Raw genomic sequence first — 20,819 nt, forward strand, 5'->3', positions numbered from 1 at the left:
TGAATGAAGTTTCCAATCACTTATCATCTTTCTCAAATAGCCGAAATTTTATCCTGTGAATTTATAGGTAGAGCTGATTTTCCTGTTCAGGGGATGAATGAAATACACATGGTTGAACCAGGCGATATAGTTTTTGTAGATCATCCAAAGTACTACAAAAAAGCGTTAAATTCGGCAGCAACTGTAATACTCATTAATAAAAAAGTAGATTGTCCTGAAGGCAAAGCATTGTTAATTGCAGAAGATCCTTTTTCAGCTTTCAACAAGTTAGCAAGTCATTTTCAAAAGTTTCAGCCCGCTTTAAGCACAATTTCACCAACAGCTAAAATAGGCAAGGATACCATTATACAACCTAATGTTTTTATAGGTGAGAATGTTGAAATTGGTCAAAATTGTTTAATTCACGCTAATGTGAGTATTGGAAGTGGAACCAAAATTGGCAATCAGGTAATTATTCACTCAGGAAGTGTTTTAGGAGGAGATGCCTTTTATTACAAAAACCGGGGAGACCATTTTGACAAACTAATTTCTACAGGAGATATTGCTATTGAAGATGATGTAGAAATAGGAGCCTTAACTTCAATTGATCGTGGTGTTACAGGAACAACACGCATAGGAAAAGGAACTAAAATAGATAATCAAGTACAAATTGGTCATGATACTCAAATTGGAGAACGCTGTTTAATTGCTTCTCAAGTTGGTATTGCGGGTTGCGTAATAGTGGAAGATGAAGTAACTTTTTGGGGACAAGTTGGCGTGATTAGTGGAATTAGAATAGCCAAAGGAAGCGTTTTCTTAGCACAATCTGGTGTTGGAAAAGAAGTAATAGATAAAGGAACATATTTTGGTTCACCTGCTGGACCTTTTAAACAAAAAGCAAGAGAAGTGGCCAGTTTAAGTCAGCTTCCTCAACTAATAAAAAAGCTTAAAAATGACAACTAAGAACAAACAATTGATTATCGATTTTTTGTCATCAGATTTCTATAATAATCCTCAAATTTTAGGTAGGTATTTAAAACCTTCAGCTACTATAGAGTGGAATGGTACCACAGGTATTAGGCATTTAACCGGGAAGGAGTTTTCAGAATTAATTGTAGAGATGGGAAAATCTTTTCATGGCTTAGATTTTAATCTTAATCAGTGCATTGCAGAAGGTAATAAAGTAGCCATTAGCTTTTCTTATGATGTGGAAACTTTAGAAGCCGAAGATGTTCTTCCGCTAGGTGAGTTTTCTTGTTTTTGGGAAATTGAAGACAATTTAATTGTAGGTGGAGAAATAATGAGCCATAGGAGTAATCGCGAAGAAAAATAATAATCAAATTGTTTTTAAAATCAGCGGAAAAAAATTACATTTGTTAAACAAAAATTAGACAATATTATGAGCGTTTTAGTAAACAAAAATTCAAAGATAATAGTTCAGGGTTTTACGGGTAGTGAAGGTACTTTTCATGCGGGTCAGATGATTGAATATGGGACCAATGTTGTTGGTGGAGTAACCCCAGGAAAAGGAGGTACTACCCATTTAGAAAAGCCCGTATTTAACACCGTTGCAGAAGCGGTTGAAAAAGCTGGTGCAGATACTTCTATTATTTTTGTGCCCCCTGCATTTGCAGCTGATGCTATCATGGAAGCTGCCGATGCTGGTATTAAAGTGATTATCGCAATTACTGAAGGAATTCCTGTAAAAGATATGATTAAAGCTTCTAATTATATCAAAAATAAAGATTGTAGATTAATTGGCCCTAACTGTCCTGGAGTAATAACTCCTGAGGAAGCTAAAGTTGGTATTATGCCTGGTTTTGTTTTCAAAAAAGGAAAAGTAGGAATTGTATCTAAATCTGGAACGCTTACTTATGAAGCCGCAGACCAAGTAGTAAAAGAAGGATTAGGAATTACTACAGCTATTGGAATAGGTGGAGACCCAATCATTGGTACAACAACCAAAGAAGCAGTTGAATTGTTGGTTAACGACCCAGAAACTGAGTGCGTTGTAATGATTGGTGAGATTGGTGGTCAGTTAGAAGCTGATGCTGCCAATTGGTATAAAAATAGTGGAAGTAAAAAGCCTGTAGTTGGTTTTATTGCTGGTGAAACAGCTCCAGCCGGACGTACAATGGGTCACGCAGGTGCAATTGTAGGTGGTAGCGAAGATACTGCTCAAGCTAAAAAAACTATTATGAGAGATTGTGGGATTCACGTTGTTGATTCTCCTGCCGAAATTGGAAAAAAAGTAGCTGAAGTTTTAGGCTAAATTTATAAACCTATCAAAAAACCTTTGAAGCATCAAATTAGCTTCAAAGGTTTTCTTTTTATTGAAATTTACTACTGCAAATTTAATTGCGATAAAAAATGTAATCATGAAAATGTTAGAAAATAAAAATGTCATCATTACAGGAGCAAGTAGAGGAATTGGAAAAGGAATTGCTCAAGTTTTTGCACAACACGGTGCAAACGTTGCTTTTACTTATAATTCTTCTGTGCAACCTGCACAAGATTTAGAAGATGAACTTACTCAGCTTGGCGTAAAAGCTAAAGCGTATAAGTCTGATGCTTCAAATTTTGATCAAGCTCAAGATTTTGTATCTGAAGTTATAAAAGACTTCGGTTCGATTGATGTGGTTATTAATAATGCAGGAATCACAAAAGACAACCTTTTAATGAGGATGACAGAAGAGGACTTTAACAAAGTAATTCAAGTTAATTTGAATTCTGTTTTCAACATGACTAAAGCGGTTTTAAGACCTATGCTTAAGCAACGTGCTGGAAGTATAATCAATATTAGTTCGGTTGTTGGCGTAAAAGGAAATGCGGGACAAGCTAATTATGCGGCTTCTAAAGCAGGAGTTATTGGCTTTAGTAAATCAACAGCTCTCGAACTGGGCTCAAGAAACATTAGATGTAATGTAGTTGCTCCAGGATTCATAGAAACCGAAATGACGGCTAAACTAGATGAAAAAACAGTAGATGGCTGGCGACAAGCTATTCCTTTAAAACGTGGAGGTACTACTGAAGATGTAGCTAATGCTTGTTTGTATTTAGCTTCAGATTTAAGTACTTATGTTACTGGACAAACCCTAAATGTAGATGGCGGAATGCTAACTTAAAAATAGTCCTAAATGACTCACCAAAGCTTATTATTTATTTTTTTGATTATAATACTTGGCTTTGGTCTGTCTTTATTTCAATATCATAAAGCTGTTTTCAAAAAAGATAAAACAGCTTTATTGCTTTTTGTTCTTCGTGGAATAAGTTATTCAATTATTGGCGTTTTACTTTTGCAATTGAGTATCAAGCAACGCACTTCAGAAAAACAACTTACAGATTTAGTGCTAGCTGTTGATAATTCAAATTCTATTGCTCAATTAGCCGACACAACCCAAGTGAAAGAATGGGTAAATTCATTTATAGAAGATGAAAAAATCAATGAAAGATTTAATCTTGTAAACCTTCAGTTTGGTAATCAAATCAATACTTTACAAGAATTAGACTTTTTAGAACAAGAAACGAATCTAGGAGATGTATTTTTAGAAAGCAAACAACTAATTCGTTCAAAAAAAGCTCCAATGGTTTTACTTTCTGATGGTAATACAACCTTTGGAAGCAACCCGGTTTTTGAAAGTAAGCAGGCTATGTTTCATGTCTTTCCTGTGGTATTGGGTGATACGACCTCTTATGCCGATTCAAAAATTGATCAGATTAATCTTAATTCGTATGCTTTTTTGAACAATAAATTTCCCATAGAAATATTTGTAAGTTACCAAGGTGAATCTGATTTTGATACAAAAATTCAGCTTAGAGAAAAAGGTAGAATTATTGAAGAGCAATTGGTAAGTTTTTCAAAAAATCAACCTACTAAACGAATTATGTTTGAAGTTTTAGCTAGTGAAGTTGGTGTGAAAAATTTTGAAGTTCGCCTTAAGCCACAAACCAATGAAAAACAATTAGAAAACAACATTCAAGAAATTGGAATCGAAATCATTGATGAATCTACAAATATTCTCATAGTAACTAGTTTTCTACATCCAGATTTAAGTGCTTTAAAAAAATCGATAGAATCTAACCAACAACGAAAGCTTAAAATCTTACCTATTGAAGAGTTTTCAGGTAACCTAGAGGATGTTAACTTAGTCATTTTTTATCAACCTAAAAGTGATTTTGCTTCAGCTTTTGAGCAAGTTAATCAAGCTAAAATCCCTCATATTGTTATTACAGGCACCAAGACCAATTATTCTTTTTTAAATCGAATTCAGAATGATTTTACTAAGCAAATCAATCAATCTAAGGAAGAATATTTTCCTTCTTTCAACACAAACTTTTCGCTTTACCAACAAGACGATTTAAATTTCAACAATTTTCCTCCTCTAGAAGATACGTTTGGAAGCATTGAGTTAAAACAGGCTGCAAATGTTCTTTTACATCAAAAAATTCAAGGAGTTGAAACAGAAGAACCTATGATGTTTTTTGTTTCACAATCAGCACCAAAACGCGCTTATCTTTTAGGTGAACAATTTTGGCGTTGGAGAGCAGAATCCTTTTTACAAGAAAACAAAAGCTTTCAATCTTTTGATAACTTTATGAATAAATGGGTAGGTTATCTATCTTTAGAACAAAAGAAATCTAGGCTTATAGTTGAAGCTAATTCGTTTTATAAGACCCAGCGAAATGCAAAGATTAAAGCTACTTTGTTTGATCAAAATTATACCATAGATAGAAATTCTAGCTTGTATATTAAGTTTGAAAATGAAGAAGGAACAACAAGAGAATTCCCTATGCTTTTTACGGGTTCTCGTTTTGAATTTAATTTAGATGCGCTAGAGGCGGGCGATTACAATTATGAAATTTTTTCACCAGAACAAAAATTGAGTCGAACAGGAAGGTTTAAATTAATTCCTTATTCTGCAGAATCTCAATTTGTCAATGCCAATTCAAAAGTATTGAAATCCATATCAAAAAACGCAAAGCTATTCACCCTAAATGACTTTGAAGTTTTAAAGAGAAGCCTCTTAGAAAGCAAGACTTACCAACTAATTCAAAAAGAAAGTATAAATTTAAAACCTTTAATTGATTGGAAGATTTTATTCATTTTTTTAATAGTATCTTTGTCATTAGAATGGTTTTTTAGAAAATATAACGGATTAATTTAAAGTATAAACTATGGAAAGATTACCTAAGATTGCATTACCCTTTATTATTTTAGCGGTAGTGGTTATTATTATTATTTCAAAATCTGCAATAAACATATCATCTGGTCAAGCAGGGGTTTTATTTGAGCGATTTGGTGGAGGTGTAGTTACCGATGAACCAGCCATGGGGGAAGGTTTTCACATTGTAGCTCCTTGGAATGATGTATTTATTTATGAAGTAAGACAACAATCCTTGGAAGAGAGTATGAAAGTGCTATCTTCAAATGGTCTAGATATTCGTTTAGATGCTTCAATATGGTTTCGACCAGAAGAAGGACAGATTGGTAAGTTACATCAAGAGCGTGGAGAAAAGTACATTCAACGTGTTTTGCAACCCGCAATTCGCTCAGCCACAAGAACGGTTGTTGGTAGATATACGCCTGAACAATTATATGCCAGTAAAAGAGAAGCCATACAAAATGAAATCTACGAAGAAACTGAAGAAATGTTAATTGGACAATACGTTGAAGTAAAACGTGTTTTAGTAAAAGATATTTCTTTGCCTTCAACTATAAAGGAAGCTATTGAACGTAAGTTAAGACAAGAACAAGAAGCTTTAGAATATGAATACCGCTTAACAAAAGCTGTTCAAGAAGCCGAAAGACAACGAATTGATGCAGAAGGTAAAGCTCGAGCTAACGATATTCTTAGTAAGTCGCTTACCGATAAAATTTTGAAAGAAAAAGGTATTCAAGCTACTGTTGAATTATCCAAGTCTAATAATTCAAAAGTTGTTGTAATTGGTTCTGGAGATGATGGAATGCCTATTATTCTTGGAAACAACTAGGCCTATTTAATTTAAATTTTAAAAATCTCGATTTCTAGTATTGAAATCGGGATTTTTTATGCTTGTGATTTATGAAATTGATGAACTTTTTGTGGCTGAGAATAAAGCTTAATTTTTTTGTAACAAAATCAATACTCTTCCTACTTATTCAATTGTAACTTAAACTTTAAAATCAATGATTCAATTAGCACTTAAAAATGTTACTAAAACTTATCCAAACGGAGTAAAAGCTTTAGACCATATCGATTTAACGATTGAGCCGGGTATGTTTGGCCTACTCGGACCTAATGGAGCGGGCAAATCTACTTTAATGAGAACAATTGCCACGCTTCAAAAACCTGACGAAGGAGAACTTCATTTAGGAGACATCAATATCTTAAAACAGAAAATGGAATTAAGAAAAGTGCTTGGTTATTTGCCTCAACAATTTGGGGTGTATCCTAAGATGTCTGCCGAAAAACTTTTACACTATTTTGCTGATTTAAAAGGAATTGGAAACAAAATGGAAAAGAAAAAAATAGTGGACTACGCTTTAGAAGTTACTAACCTTACAGATGTAAAAGACAAGCACGTAGCAGGTTATTCAGGAGGTATGAAACAGCGTTTTGGTATTGCACAACTGTTACTCAATAACCCCAAATTAATTATTGTTGATGAACCTACAGCTGGGCTAGATCCAGCAGAAAGACACCGATTTTTAAACGTCCTACGGGAAATTGGAACCAATAATATTGTTATTTTATCTACACATATTGTTGACGATGTAAAAGAACTTTGTAATGATATGGCTATTCTTAACGGCGGTAAAATTTTAAGTAAAATGAATCCAGTTAATGCGGTAGAAGATTTGAATGGCAAAATTTGGACAACCGTTACCAATAGAGAAGGAGAAGAACAACTTAGCAAGGAACTTAATGTAATTTCTTCAAGCTTTAACCAAGATAATAGTTTAAACGTTCGTGTTTATTCAGAAGAAAAACCTAATCAAAACTTTCAATCAGTTCAAGCTGATTTAAATGATGTGTATTTTGTTCACCTAAAACAAGATGAACCAAGCCTTCAACCAAATTCATAATTATATGTTTGCGAAAATTTTTAAATTTGAAATCGGCTATTGGTTTAAAAGTTATCTCTTTTATACCTACATGGCATTAATATTTGTGCTTTCTATCTTTGTTATGGGTATAGCGCTAGGAATTTTTGATAATTCTACAATGAGTGTAGTAGGTATCAAAAAAATGAATTCGCCACTAGCTATTGCTGGATTACTTTCTGGAATTGCTTTCTTGATTTATTTTTTACTTCCCTCTATAATAGGAAATTCTATTTATAAGGATTATAAATCAGAAATGCACGAGGTTTTATTTTCTTATCCCTTTACCAAAGCCCAGTATTTACTAGCTAAGTTTTTTAGTAGCTTATTTGCTTCTTTACTTATTGTTATTGTTGCACTTCTAGGTATTATAATTGCCTGTTATTTACCTGGAGTAAATCAAGATTTATTAAACGAGTTTCAACTAATCAATTATCTTCAGCCATTTTTATTAATTATTGTACCTAACTTTATCTTTTTTGGCTCGATAGTTTTTGGTGTGGTTACATTTTCAAGAAATATATTTGTTGGCTTTATTGTGGTTTTAGTTTTACTGGTTTTACAAGGTTTGGCAGGCAGCTATATGGCAGAATTAGATACAAAAGCTATAGGCGCACTTCTAGACCCATTAGGAACGAACGCCATAAGTTTTATTACCGAATATTGGACTGTAGAAGAACAAAATAGTCAATTGATACCATTTGAAGGTTACTTGCTCTATAACCGTTTGCTATGGCTGGGAATAAGCTTCATTGTTTTTGCCTTCATCTATAATCGTTTTAATTTTCAACATGCTGCTCCAAAATTAAAACTATTTAAAAGAAAGAATGAAAAGCGATTCACAAAAAGAAATTTTGGTGGGTATAAAATTGCTGAATTACCTAAAGTAAATCTTGATTTTTCAAACTTACGACTTATCAAAACTACATGGACTCATGCCTTATTTGATTTAAAATACATTTTAAAGAATTGGGCCTTCATAAGTATTTATGTTGTGTCTGTTTTTGTTTTGTTTTTAATACTTAGTGAAGGTTTTAGCATTTTAGGAACAAAGACTTTACCTGTAACAAGAATTATGGTTGATTTGGGTAGTCAAAATATCAGCTTTTTTTTAATGATTTTAGTGTTTTTGTTTTCAGGAATGTTAATTCACCGAGGTAGCTTAGCAAAAATGCATCAACTTTTAGATGCAAGCGCGCAACCAACTTGGGTTTTTGTGATTTCTAAGTTTGTCGCTATTCTGTTAATGATTTTAGTTTTATACGGATCAACAATATTAATTTCAATAGGTTTTCAGGCCTATAATGGTTTTTATGATTTTGAAATAGGATTGTATTTATACCATTACTTTATAATCAAACTTTCAGATTGGATAACTTGGGTAATGCTAGCTTTTTTATTTCATAGTTTGATTAAAAATTATGTAGTTGGCTTTGTAAGTTTATTGGCATTTAGTATTTTATTAGGGTTCTTTCCAAGTTTTGGAATAGAGCAATCTATCTTTATTTTAGGAGAAGACCCTGGTGTTTACTATTCCGATATGGATGGTTTTGGAAGTGGCCAAAAACGCTATTTTGTTTATAAACTTTACTGGTTTTTACTAGGTATTGTTTTTCTTGTTTTAGCTACACTTTTTTACAAACGTGGATTAACCGTTGACGTAAAAGAAAGGCTTCAAGTGTTTATTGAGCGTTTTTCAATTCAACGAAAGTTGATTTTGTTTTGTTCTTTATTCTTTTTTATAGGTTTGGGAACGTACATTTATTACGTAAATAATGTAGAAAATGAGCGCTATTCTGGCAAAGAAAGAGAACTTCAACGGGTTGCTTATGAACGAGATTTTGGTACTTATAATCAAATGAAGCATCCGCGAATCACAGCTACTAAAATTGAATTAGACTTGTTCCCAAAAACTAGAGATTACCATGCCAAAGGAAAGTTTACCTTAACTAATAAAACTAAGCAACCTATAGATTCTCTTTGGGTGAATTTAAGCAAAGATGATATTTTGAATTTTGATTTCTCAAAAGAATTTTCAGTATCTCTAGAAAATGAAGATTACGAATTTAAGGTCATTCACTTAACTGAAGCGCTAGCTCCAGGTGAGGAGCTGATTTTCAGCTTTGAAATGAAAAATAAACCTAATACTTGGTTGAGAAATAATTCGCCCGTCAGGTATAATGGTACGTTTATAAACAACAATATTTTCCCTAGTTTTGGATACCAAGAAGCCTATGAAATAAACAATGCTAAATTGAGAGAAAAATACGATTTACCTTTCAAAGAACGTATGAAATCTCCTTTTGATGAAGATGCACTTCAAAATACTTATATTTCTAACCAAGCTGATTGGATAGATTTTGAAACCATTGTAAGTACAAGTGAAGATCAAATTGCTATTGCTCCTGGTTATTTGGAAAAGGAATGGGTAGAAGATGGACAACGTTATTTTCATTATAAAATGGATGACAAGATTTTGAATTTCTACAATTTCATGTCGGCCGAATATGAAGTTATGGAAGAAGAGCATGAAGGTATTGCAGTTCAAATTTTCTACCATCCAGGTCATACTTATAATTTAGACAGAATGATGAACGGGGCTAAAGATGCTTTATCTTATTATGGAAAAAATTTTAGTCCTTACCAGTTTAGGCAATTGCGAATTATAGAGTTTCCTTCATCCGGAGGAACTTTTGCCCAAGCCTTCGCTAATACCGTTCCTTTTTCTGAAGGCATTGGTTTTATTGCCGATGTAGATGAAGAAAGTGGGGTAGATTATCCTTATTCGGTTACGGCTCACGAAGTTGCGCATCAATGGTGGGCACATCAAGTAATTGGTGCTAACGTAAGAGGGGCAACTCTAATGTCTGAAAGTTTATCAGAATATTCTTCGTTAAAAGTGTTAGAAGAACGTTATGGAAAAAATCAAATGCGTCAATTTTTAAAAGATGCGCTTGATAAATACCTAAGTGGAAGAACTTTTGAAAGTCAGAAAGAGTTGCCATTAATTTTGAATGAAAACCAACAGTATATTCATTACAACAAAGGATCACTAGTTTTATACGCCATAAGTGATTATGTGGGCGATACAGCTTTTAATAAAATGCTTTCCAAGTATATTGAAGACGTTGCTTTTCAGGAGCCTCCTTATACTACGTCTATAGAATTTACTAAATATATAAGTGAAATAGTTCCAGAAGAGCTTCAATACTTAGTAGTAGATTTGTTGGAAACCATTACTTTATATGATAATAAAGTTGTAGATGCTTCATTTGAAAAATTAGAAGAAGGAGGGAAGTTCCAAGTGAATTTTTCTGGGATTGTATCTAAATATAAATCTGATGATACCGGAAATAAATCTTACGAAGATCAATTTAATCAGAAATTGAGTTATAATTTAGACGAAGATGAGCTTGTGTCTTATCCTTTAAAAGATTATGTTGAAGTTGGTGTTTTTGGTAAAGACGAAGATGGAGAGGAAATTATTCTTTACCTAGAGAAGCATTTAATTGAAGACATTTTCAATGAATTCACGATAGAGGTTGATTTAGAGCCTACGGAAGTAGGTATAGATCCTTACAACAAATTGATTGATAGAAATTCTTCAGATAACCGGAAGAAACTATAAGCGCATAAAAAAGCCGTTTCAAATCTGAAACGGCTTTTTTTTAAATAATAATTCTCTCAAGCACTAATGATGTGCTGTCATTTTTTCTTTCTTTTTTCGTAATTGTCTTGTTACATCTTCAATGCTTGAAGATATAGCAGATTCAAAGTTTTTTTCACTACTTGAAGCAAACATATTTTGGCCAGGAGCACTCAATTTAATATCACAAATCATCCCCTTATCCTGTTCGCTGGTATTTTCTTTTTTAAAAAAGACTTCTGCTCTAACAATCCAATTGTATCGCTCAAATAACTTGTTTAGCTTTTTAGTAGTAAACTCCTCAAGACGCTCGCTTGCTGTAACGTGTACATAATTAAAATTGATATCCATAATTATTTATTTTAGAACTCTAAAATAGTAAAAATTAAAGATAATACATAACAAGCTATTACTAAAATTTGTTATTTATGAAGAATTTATTGATGCAAGTCATAATTTTGTAAATTCATTTAGATTTTAAGTAGGCACTTAAATTATTTAAAATATCAGGCAGTAATAATTTGGGAATAAGATTTAAAATTAATCAATAACGTCACAATTTTGACTTGAAGCTTCTAAAATAAGTGCCAATAACTCTGCATTACTTGTAGTTTTATAATGTTCATTTTGGTATAAGAATAAATCAATGGGTTGTTTGATCTCAAAACGTACATCATCTGAAAGATTAGAAAGAAAGTTGTATAGCGCTTCAGCATCATTCAAGGCTCGTTGTTCAAATCTATTATTTTTGGTAAAAGCTACTTTCAATTGAATAGGATAAATTAATTCAGCACAATCAATATGATTTTTAAAAAGCAGTCCTTCCTTGCATTGAGTTAATAAGTCTAAATGCTGATTTTTATGCGCAACTTGATGAGCTGTATAATCGGCAGTTTTAATTTGTAATGGATATAGAAACTCGTAATTTTGATGATTTTGACTAGCAAATTCAGCAAGTTCTTCCTTATTAGTTAGTTCCAAAATATGATTATCTTCCAATTTAACTTTATAAGGAAACTCAATACTAAAACAAGTTGAACCATCAATAAATTGATCAAATATTGTATTATGAGAACTAACTCCTCTTAGAAGGGCAGTTAATTCTGAAGAATTATGTAAAGCGTCATCAGAGTCTTCAATGATGGTTAAATCATCATCATAACAACCGAAACATAAAACCACAAAAAACAGGTTTAAAATTTTTTTCATCGTACTAATTTATTCATAAATAAAACAAATTTAGATAAAAAATTCCTACCATTGTTATCTTAATTTTATGTTTAGAAAGATAAAACCAATGCCAAGCCAAAATAATTCTAATGTTTGCGATGAAAAAATATTTGAGCAAGTTCATAAAAAGTATGCTCAAGATTTATATAATTTCACGTATTATAAATATGGTGAAAAAATAGACCCTGCAGATAAAGTTCAAAATGCCTTTTTAAAATTATGGGAAAACTGCAAAGATATACTACCTGAAAAAGCAAAAAGTTTTTTATTTACAGTTACTAACAACCTAGCAATTAATACTTTTAAACATCATCAAGTTGTTCTAAAATACCAAAATGAGTACTTTTCATCACAACAAAATAATGAAGATCCCTCTTTTCTTATGGAAGAAGCTGAGTATTTAAAAAAATATCAACAAGCCCTATCTTTACTAACACCAGAAAAAAGAGCTACTTTTTTAATGTGTAAAGCTGAAGGTAAAAAGCATCAAGAAGTAGCTGAATTATTAGGTGTTTCTAGAAAAGCTGTAGAAAAAAGATTATATTCAGCCATCAGTGAATTAAGAAAACACATAAAAGAGATTTAACATTTTTAAAGTAGGAAAAAAAGACTTACTATTGTTTAATTAGCAGATATCAAAGGTATGGAAGAGGAGAAAATGCTACATAAATATTTAAATAACGAACTTAAAGGCGCAGAACTAGATTCGTTTTTAGCATCGGATGTTTATCAAGAATACAAGGCTCTAATTACTCATGCTAAAGCCTTTAAATCATTAGATTATAATACCAATTCATCTTATACAAATCTTCAACAAGAAATTAATAAGAAAAAAATTAAACGTGGTAAATTAGTTAGTTTATCAATTATTGGGGCTATTGCAGCGTTGTTAGTAATAGGAGTTTTTGTACTTGCTGATTTATTTACTCACACCGAAAACTTCCATACAGGAATTGCAGAAAAATCTGAATTTGATTTACCCGATCAATCTCAGGTATTTTTAGCTCCTAATTCTAATTTATTATTAGCTAACAAAACATGGTTAAATAATCGCTCTTTAAAGCTAATAGGGGAAGCAAGTTTTAATGTAAAAAAAGGAAAAGTATTTGTGGTTAATACACGTATGGGAAATGTAAGTGTTTTAGGTACCGAGTTTAACGTAAAACATAGAGAAAAACTCTTTGAAGTCAAGTGTTTTTCAGGAAAAGTTCAAGTTGATACAGGCGGAAAATCTTTTATTTTAGAAGCTGGAGAACGTCTTCAAAACTTTGACGGAAATGTGAATAAATCTAAAACTTCGGTAAAATCAGCCGATTGGCGTAAAAATTTTTCGACCTTTAATACTATTGCCGTAGGTCAGGTAATTCGAGAATTAAAAAATTACTACGCTATAGAAATCAATTATTCTAGCATCAATAAAGACCTCAAATTTTCTGGTAGTTTTGAGCACGATAATTTAGAAAATGCCCTTAAATCTATTTGCCAACCGCTATCGCTTGAATTTGAAATCTTAGAAAACAAAGCAATTATCTACAATAAATAGCTTAGCTTGTGAAACGATTGTGCTGGCTCTTTTTATTTTTTTTTGTCAATGCTAATGCGCAAAATGACGAAGTCATTCGATTAACCGAATACTTGTCTTCTGTTGAGACTGAGTTTGAAATTTTATTTTCGTATGCAGATCATGCCATTGAAAGTCTTTATATTCCTAATCGAAGTTTTGCTAATTTAAATCAAAACGTAAAACATATACAAGATTTTACTTATGTTGAAATTAATCAAATATCTAAACGTGTATATGCACTAGTTTTAAAAGAAGAACTGAATAAGGCAGAAATTGAGTTAATCGATTTGTCTAATAATTATCCTATTTCCTCCTTTACGATTTCTTTAAAAAATTTAATATTTAAATCTGAAGATTCCTCTAGACTTATTCTTAACTATCCCAAATCTTATTCTACTAACTCACTTTTAATTGATGCTGAAAACTACAAAATTAAACGTTCTTCAGTTGCAAACTTAAAACCAAATCAGGTTTCTGTTTTCTATTTAGAAAGGCAAGCCGAAGAATTGGCTAGTATATTGATTTCGAATTATATTGCTTCTGGAATTAATAAACTTAATTCAGGAAACGAGGAAATAAAGGTTAATAAATTTAAAAGCTTTCCAGGCCTTGTAGAAGCAGATGTGTTACAAAATATTCAAATTTTACCAGGAGTTAATAGCTCTAAAGAAGACCTGTCTTATTTGAGTATAAGAGGAGGCACTCACGATCAAAATTTATTTCTGTGGGACGGTATAAAAATGTACCAAACTTCTCATTTTTTTGGAATGATATCAGCTTTTAGTCCTTACATGATTCAATCAACTGAAGTTAGTAAAAATGCAACAAACGCTCGTTATTTTGACGGTGTTTCAGGCAGCGTTTTGTTGAATACTGCAGACCAAATAAGCACAAAATCAACTACTGAAATAGGCTTTAATTTGATTAACGCCGATGTGTTTACCAATCAACCAATTAATGCTAAATCATCCATTCAAATATCGGCCAGACATTCGTTAAATTTCGCTTTAAATACACCCACTTATAATTCTTTTTTTGACAAAATATTTCAAAATACAGAAGTTGATAACGCCTTAACCAATAATACAGCTCAAGAACAAAGTTTTAATTTTTTTGACACCGCAGTTAGGTACCTCAACCAAATTACAGCAGACGACTTTATTCGGGTCAATTTTGTGTATCATCAAAACGACTTCAATTTATCTAAAAATCAAAGTAGCTTAACTACTCATTCGTCTTTGCGAAGTGAATTGGCTCAATCTAACTGGAGTGGTGGTTTTAACTGGAAAAGAAAATGGAATTCATCAAATACATCAGAAATACAATTGGGCATTAGCGAATATACTTTAGAGGGATTTAACGCATCTTTTAATACAAATCAATCTCTATTTCAGCAAAATAAAGTTCAAGATTGGAGTTTCAATTGGCATCATATTCAACAATGGAACAAACAAATTAACTTATCTTACGGGTTTCAGTTCAATGAAACAGCAGTAACTAATATTGAAGAATTTGATAGTCCCTTTTTTTTCAGTGAAGAACGAAATACTATCTTAGTAAGTGGAGCTTATGCTGGATTAAATTATTCATCAAAAGATAAATTAAGTAAGCTTTACTTGGGAGGAAGAATAAATCATTTTAGCAAGTTTAATTCGCTTACTTTTGAACCTCGATTATATTTTAGAAGAAAATTTTTTAATCATTTTAGCCTCGAAGTTTCCGCAGAGCAAAAATCGCAGGCAACTACTCAGTTGGTTGACTTACAAACTGATTTTTTAGGTGTAGAAAATAGGAGGTGGGTAGTGGCAAATCCAAAGCAAAGACCAATTTTAAAATCGCAACAATTTGAATTAGCGCTTCAATATTTCAAAAACAACTGGCTTTTCAGTATTGCAGGTTATGTAAAAACAGTTGAAGGTATTAGCACACAAAGTCAGGGATTTGTTAATCAGTTTCAATTTACAAATGAGTTTGGAGAATACAATGTTTATGGCTTAGATTTTTTAATTAATAAACAATTTGAAAAAACTTCTACCTGGTTTAGTTATTCACTGATGGATAATAACTATGAATTTAATCAGTTGGAGCCTTCAGTTTTTCCTAGTAATAATCAACTATCACATGTTATTAATATTGGAGTACAGCACAAACTAGGTGATTTTGATTTTTCTACGGGCTTAAACTGGCACTCTGGAGTTCCATTTACAGGTTTAGCGCAATCTGGAAATGATTTTCCTTTAGTTTTTGATTCACCTAATCAGCGTACATTACCTAACTATTTCAGGTTAGATGCTTCGGTAAATTACACCGTTGAACTCAGCAGCCAATTAAGATTAAAATCGGGACTCGCTTTTTGGAATTTAACCGATAAAAAAAATGTGTATAATTCGTTTTTTGAACCTAACCAAGAAGAAGAAACGGTAAAACATATTCATCAATTAGGTTTAGGTTTTACGCCTAACTTTATGCTTCGTTTAATTTTTTAGTTGTGGCATTCAATTTTAGAATCAACCGGTGTATTTACAGGTTTTGGCGATAGATAAGGAATGCCTAAACCTAAGCCTCTAAGTATAAATAAAAGTCCTAAAATAACAACGGCATAAGGAATTATTTTTCTAGGATTCCAACTGCTTATTTTTTCAATATAAGATTTAAAATAAATAATGCCAGCCATTACAGGTACGGTGCCTAACCCAAAAAGAATCATATAAGCTGAACTTTCCCATAAACCCGGCGTTGCAATAGATGCAAAAACAGCCATATAAACTAGACCACAAGGTAAAAATCCATTTAAAAAACCTAATTGATAGAATGTTGAAAAAGCATCTTTTTTAAAGGCAAGTCCCATTTCTTTTTTTACCTGCCCAATAAGTTTATAAACAGGTTGGGTTAATTTAAAACGATTTAACTGTGAAGCAGGAATTAAAACGACTAAAATCATTAGGATTCCAATAAGTATAGAAATTTGTTGTTGAACACCAAAGGTCATTAAACCTTCGCCTAGTAAACCAAAAACTAAGCCAATGAGGGCGTAAGAACTTATTCGACCAAGGTTGTAAAGACTTATTTTTATTCCCTTTTGAACGGGTGTGCTTTTCCCCAAAGGCAACATCAATGCAATTGGACCACACATGCCTATGCAATGAAAACTTCCTAAAAGTCCGAGAATGAAAGCCGACCAAATCATAGTTACCAGATTAATTCTTTTTTGTAGGCGTAAGGAACATTCTCAACCTCAAAGTCTAATTCAATATTCCATCGGCCATTAGCTAAAAGCGATTGAGGAATAAGTTGTTTACTTTCTTTAAGTTGAATTGGGAGGGTAAAATCAAGCTTTTTGTCTGAAGGTCTATACAGCGTTAACTTTCCCGTGAGCTGCTTTGCGGAAAATTCACTTGGAAAGTTAATAATAATACCTTCAGAGGTTTTTTCAATTTCGAAAGTCGAATTTAAGCCTTTGAGATTATTTACCTTATCAATTTCATCTTGTACTTGCAATTCTTTATGGTAATAAGATTCTACTACTAAATCTTGATCGTTTTTTGAGGACAACATTTGCACCACAAAAAACATAATAAAGCCAATAAAACACAGCATTGCAATAACTATAGATGTTCCCCAGTTAATTTTCATTATTTTAATTTTACAAATTCATCAAACAAAAATAGGGTAGAAGCAGAAGCTATTAAATGACAATAGTCACAGATGTAGTACTTTAAAATTTATTTTTTTGATGAATTTGTTGAAGCAAACTTAAAGTATTTTCAAAACTGATTATTATCATATTTTGTTGATTTAAAAAACATTGTGTATCAAAAGTAACATAACAAGGATTCCCTTGTTTATATTTTTGAATCATAATTTAAAAACAAAAATCATGAAAGTCGAACAAATTTATACGGGATGTATTGCCCACGCTGCTTATTATATAGAAAGTAACGGCGAAGCTTCTATTTTTGACCCCCTTAGAGAAGTACAGCCTTATATTGATAAAGCTACTAAAGATGGAGCTGAAATAAAGTATGTATTTGAAACACATTTTCATGCCGATTTTGTTTCAGGTCATTTAGATTTGGCAAACAAAACTGGCGCTCAAATAGTTTTTGGACCTACAGCAAAACCAGGTTTTGAAGCTTTAATTGCAGCAGATAATCAAATTTTTAAAATTGGAAACTACCAAGTAAAGGTATTACATACACCTGGACATACGATGGAATCTACTACCTATTTACTAGTAGATGAAAATGAAGAAATGCATGGAATAATTACGGGAGATACTTTATTTATCGGAGATGTTGGTCGTCCAGATTTAGCGCAACATGTTATTGAAGACCTTACAGAAGAAAAATTAGCCGCTCATTTATATGATTCGTTAAGAAATAAAATCTTACCGCTCCCCAATCATTTAATCGTGTATCCTAATCATGGTGCGGGAAGTGCCTGCGGTAAAATGATGAGTAACGAAACTACAGATACCTTAGGAAATCAGAAAGCTACTAACTATGCTTTGCAAGACATGACAAAAGAAGAGTTTATTGAAAAACTCTTAGATGGGTTAACAGCACCTCCTGGTTATTTTCCTAAAAACGTGTTGATGAACATTCAGGGGTATGAAAGTATTGATGATGTAATAGACCGAGGAGAACAACCTCTAGAAGCTGATGCATTTGAGGCAGCTGCAAATGAAACAGGAGCTTTGATTCTTGATACGAGAGAGGCAGAAAACTTCAAGGAAGGTTTTATTCCTAATTCCATAAATATCGGCTTAGATTCAAATTTTGCTATGTGGGTTGGCGAATTAATTCCTGACATCAAACAACAAATTCTTTTGGTAACAGAACCAGGAAAAGAGGAAGAAAGCATCATTCGATTGGCTAGAGTAGGCTATGACCATGCTATTGGCTACTTAAAAGGAGGTTTTGATACTTGGAAAAAAGCCAATCGCGAAACCGATCAAGTAAATCGATTAGACGTAGATGAATTTTTAGCCAACTTTAATAATGATGAAATTAAAGTCTTTGATGTTAGAAAGAAAAGTGAATTTGATAGCCAGCATCTAATTGGTGCAGAAAACACTCCGCTCAATCAAATCAACGAATATCTAGCCGAATTTCCTAAAGACAAAAAGTTTGCTATTCATTGTGCAGGTGGCTACAGAAGTATGATTGCATCTTCTATTTTAAAACAACGTGGTTGGGATAATTTTGTAGATGTAAGAGGCGGATTTGATGAAATTAAAGAACATAAAGACGCGCAGGTTACAGCATATGTTTGTCCAACAACTTTGTTGTAAAAATTGAAACGCTTTCTAACTAATTAATTCGAAAAGGGAAAAGTTTGTTATTTGTTGCTTAATACGCTTTGAAAACAACAAACTTCCCTTTTAATTAATTAAAATCAGGATGAAAAAATAATCAAACTCGGTGCATTGCAAAAGCTAATTTCTTTAGGGCTTTTTGCTATTTTAACTTAAATAAAAGTAAAAAATGAAAAGAATAATTCCCATAATTTTATTAGTAATTACCACATTAGCATGTTCTAATGAAGAGAAAAACAAACCTAGTTATGGATTAAAATCCTCTGAAAACAAAAAAGAGAAATCTGACTTAATGAAAAAAGCAACTACTTTTTTTCAACCTATTTCTAGTATTACCTATGAAGCTATTCCAGATGAAAAAGTTGCTTTGGGAAAGCAATTATATAATGACAAGCGTTTATCTAAAAACAATACGATTAGCTGTAATTCTTGTCATCAACTAAACAATTTTGGCGTTGATAATCTGCCTACCTCGCCAGGAGATTCAAAAGAATTAGGAGATCGAAATTCACCTTCAACCTTTTACGCTTCTTTTCATACTTCTCAATTTTGGGACGGAAGAGCTAAAGATGTTGAAGAACAAGCAGGTATGCCCATCTTAAACCCAATTGAACACGGTATTCCTGATGAAGAATATTTAGTTAATAAACTTAGAAAAATTGAAGAATATCAAAATTTATTTGCTGAAATTTACAAAGAAGAGCAACCTATTACTTTTGAAAATATAACTAACGCCATCGGAGCTTTTGAAAGAAAACTTTATGCAAGTAGTAGGTTTGATGAGTATTTAGATGGAGATGAAAAGGCATTAAATACAAAAGAGAAAAAGGGATTACAGGCTTTTATAGATAACCAATGTATAACCTGTCATACAGGAGTTGCTTTAGGCGGACATATAAAGCAAAAGTTTGGTTTATTTGGTAATTATTGGGAAATGACAGGCAGTAAAAAAATAGATACAGGCTTACACCAAGTAACAGGAAAGGACTCGGATAAATACATTTTTAAAGTTCCTAGCTTAAGAAATATCGAAAAAACAAATCCATATTTTCACGATGGTTCAGTTGATGATTTAGCACAAGCGGTAAAAATTATGGGTAAGTTACAAAGTAATAAAGATATATCGGAAAAGGATGTGGACTTAATTATAGCCTTTCTGAAAACACTTACAGCTGATATAGATGATGAACTAAAGTCTTAACCGGTTATTTTAAGCGTTTTATAAATTCAGACTTGATAAGTATTACCGCATGTTCGCCTTCCTTTTGCCATTCCGCACGAGAGATAGCGAGATGCGGAATCTTATGAATTGGAAACTTGAAAGTGTTTTTTGTTAGGAAGGATGTTTTTGTCTTCGTTACGGGGAGATTCCGCATAATTTTTTCTCAAAAATTTGCGGAATGACAGGTCAAGGTGGGAGGTAGTAAAAGAAAAAACTTGTAAGTTATTTAAATAACAATTTATTTAGACCGACTAACTTTTAATAATGAAACGCACCCATCATACTTATTATGTGTATATTTTATGCAACAAACCTAAAGGAGTTTTATACATTGGTGTTACAGCGGGAATCCATGGCCGACTCGAGCGTCATAAATTAGGTGAAGGAAGTAAGTTCACTAAAAAATACAATGTCACTCATCTAGTGTATTACGAAGAATTTCAGTATATTATTGATGCAATTGCACGAGAGAAAAAACTTAAAAAATGGAAAAGAGCTTGGAAAATAGCTCTGATTGAAGAGGAGAATCCAGAATGGAAAGATTTGATTACAGTATAGATTTCATTTGAATTTTAAACCACACAATCCCTTCTTATTCTTGTAATTCCGCACTTCCCTTCCTTTTGTCATTCCGCACGAGAGATAGCGAGATGCGGAATCTTATGAATTGGAATTCTGAACATGTTTTTTAGTAGGAAGTTTGCTTTGTCTTCGGTACAGTGAGATTCCGCACTTCCCTTCCTTTTGTCATTCCGCACGAGAGATAGCGAGATGCGG

At 32.4% G+C, this 20,819-nt stretch carries 18 protein-coding genes; 14 read left to right on the forward strand and 4 right to left on the reverse strand.

Features of this window, described 5'->3' with window-relative positions:
- Nucleotides 1-3: 3 nt before the first annotated feature.
- From G7034_RS05930 to G7034_RS05965, 8 genes are all read left to right on the forward strand, one after another.
- On the forward strand, nucleotides 4-942 hold the full coding sequence (locus G7034_RS05930; RefSeq protein WP_166400051.1) for a UDP-3-O-(3-hydroxymyristoyl)glucosamine N-acyltransferase: 939 nt from the start codon (nucleotides 4-6) through the stop codon (nucleotides 940-942).
- Nucleotides 932-1,312 (forward strand): hypothetical protein, encoded by a 381-nt coding sequence (locus G7034_RS05935; protein WP_166400052.1) that lies wholly within the window; start codon nucleotides 932-934, stop codon nucleotides 1,310-1,312. Before G7034_RS05930 ends, G7034_RS05935 begins: the two co-directional genes overlap by 11 nt.
- Before the next feature lie 66 nt (nucleotides 1,313-1,378).
- On the forward strand, nucleotides 1,379-2,251 hold the full coding sequence (gene sucD / locus G7034_RS05940) for a succinate--CoA ligase subunit alpha (protein WP_166400053.1): 873 nt from the start codon (nucleotides 1,379-1,381) through the stop codon (nucleotides 2,249-2,251).
- 106 nt (nucleotides 2,252-2,357) lie between these two features.
- Nucleotides 2,358-3,104 (forward strand): 3-oxoacyl-[acyl-carrier-protein] reductase, encoded by a 747-nt coding sequence (gene fabG / locus G7034_RS05945; RefSeq protein WP_166400054.1) that lies wholly within the window; start codon nucleotides 2,358-2,360, stop codon nucleotides 3,102-3,104.
- A 12-nt stretch (nucleotides 3,105-3,116) separates the two neighbouring features.
- A complete protein-coding gene (locus G7034_RS05950) occupies nucleotides 3,117-5,144 on the forward strand; it encodes a vWA domain-containing protein (RefSeq protein ID WP_223177606.1) in 2,028 nt (675 codons plus the stop codon).
- A 10-nt stretch (nucleotides 5,145-5,154) separates the two neighbouring features.
- On the forward strand, nucleotides 5,155-5,970 hold the full coding sequence (locus G7034_RS05955; RefSeq protein WP_166400056.1) for a prohibitin family protein: 816 nt from the start codon (nucleotides 5,155-5,157) through the stop codon (nucleotides 5,968-5,970).
- Between the two features lie 175 nt (nucleotides 5,971-6,145).
- Nucleotides 6,146-7,045, forward strand: a complete 900-nt coding sequence (locus G7034_RS05960; protein WP_187349869.1) for an ABC transporter ATP-binding protein — start codon at nucleotides 6,146-6,148, stop codon at nucleotides 7,043-7,045.
- Nucleotides 7,046-7,115: 70 nt separating this feature from the next.
- Nucleotides 7,116-10,691, forward strand: coding sequence for an ABC transporter permease/M1 family aminopeptidase (locus G7034_RS05965; protein WP_246166762.1), 3,576 nt, complete (start codon nucleotides 7,116-7,118; stop codon nucleotides 10,689-10,691).
- A 63-nt stretch (nucleotides 10,692-10,754) separates the two neighbouring features.
- Here the strand turns inward: G7034_RS05965 and hpf are convergent, their stop codons facing one another.
- Nucleotides 10,755-11,060, reverse strand: coding sequence for a ribosome hibernation-promoting factor, HPF/YfiA family (gene hpf / locus G7034_RS05970; protein WP_166400057.1), 306 nt, complete (start codon nucleotides 11,058-11,060; stop codon nucleotides 10,755-10,757).
- 189 nt (nucleotides 11,061-11,249) lie between these two features.
- Nucleotides 11,250-11,918, reverse strand: a complete 669-nt coding sequence (locus G7034_RS05975; RefSeq protein WP_166400058.1) for a hypothetical protein — start codon at nucleotides 11,916-11,918, stop codon at nucleotides 11,250-11,252.
- A gap of 67 nt (nucleotides 11,919-11,985) precedes the next feature.
- Here G7034_RS05975 and G7034_RS05980 point away from each other — a divergent pair, with 67 nt between their 5' ends.
- From G7034_RS05980 to G7034_RS05990, 3 genes are read left to right on the forward strand one after another with little or no spacing between them, the layout of a single operon-like run.
- Complete coding sequence (locus G7034_RS05980; protein WP_246166764.1) at nucleotides 11,986-12,525, forward strand: RNA polymerase sigma factor; 540 nt, start codon at nucleotides 11,986-11,988, stop codon at nucleotides 12,523-12,525.
- Between the two features lie 57 nt (nucleotides 12,526-12,582).
- A complete protein-coding gene (locus G7034_RS05985) occupies nucleotides 12,583-13,482 on the forward strand; it encodes a FecR family protein (protein WP_166400059.1) in 900 nt (299 codons plus the stop codon).
- An 8-nt stretch (nucleotides 13,483-13,490) separates the two neighbouring features.
- Nucleotides 13,491-15,989 (forward strand): TonB-dependent receptor plug domain-containing protein, encoded by a 2,499-nt coding sequence (locus tag G7034_RS05990; protein ID WP_166400060.1) that lies wholly within the window; start codon nucleotides 13,491-13,493, stop codon nucleotides 15,987-15,989.
- Here the strand turns inward: G7034_RS05990 and G7034_RS05995 are convergent.
- The gene (locus G7034_RS05995; protein ID WP_166400061.1) at nucleotides 15,986-16,690 is read right to left on the reverse strand and encodes a sulfite exporter TauE/SafE family protein; all 705 of its coding nucleotides are present in this window, start codon (nucleotides 16,688-16,690) and stop codon (nucleotides 15,986-15,988) included. The genes G7034_RS05990 and G7034_RS05995 overlap by 4 nt on opposite strands.
- A 2-nt stretch (nucleotides 16,691-16,692) precedes the next feature.
- Nucleotides 16,693-17,136, reverse strand: coding sequence for a FixH family protein (locus G7034_RS06000; RefSeq protein ID WP_166400062.1), 444 nt, complete (start codon nucleotides 17,134-17,136; stop codon nucleotides 16,693-16,695).
- Nucleotides 17,137-17,380: 244 nt separating this feature from the next.
- Here G7034_RS06000 and G7034_RS06005 point away from each other — a divergent pair, with 244 nt between their 5' ends.
- The 3 genes from G7034_RS06005 to G7034_RS06015 all read left to right on the forward strand — a co-directional run bounded on the left by G7034_RS06005 (nucleotide 17,381) and on the right by G7034_RS06015 (nucleotide 20,600).
- Complete coding sequence (locus tag G7034_RS06005) at nucleotides 17,381-18,796, forward strand: MBL fold metallo-hydrolase (RefSeq protein WP_166400063.1); 1,416 nt, start codon at nucleotides 17,381-17,383, stop codon at nucleotides 18,794-18,796.
- A 193-nt stretch (nucleotides 18,797-18,989) separates the two neighbouring features.
- Complete coding sequence (locus G7034_RS06010) at nucleotides 18,990-20,021, forward strand: cytochrome-c peroxidase (protein ID WP_166400064.1); 1,032 nt, start codon at nucleotides 18,990-18,992, stop codon at nucleotides 20,019-20,021.
- Between the two features lie 285 nt (nucleotides 20,022-20,306).
- The gene (locus G7034_RS06015) at nucleotides 20,307-20,600 is read left to right on the forward strand and encodes a GIY-YIG nuclease family protein (RefSeq protein ID WP_166400065.1); all 294 of its coding nucleotides are present in this window, start codon (nucleotides 20,307-20,309) and stop codon (nucleotides 20,598-20,600) included.
- Nucleotides 20,601-20,819: the final 219 nt, after the last annotated feature.

It is taken from the genome of Psychroflexus maritimus, from assembly GCF_011089875.1.
GTDB lineage: Bacteria > Bacteroidota > Bacteroidia > Flavobacteriales > Flavobacteriaceae > Psychroflexus > Psychroflexus maritimus.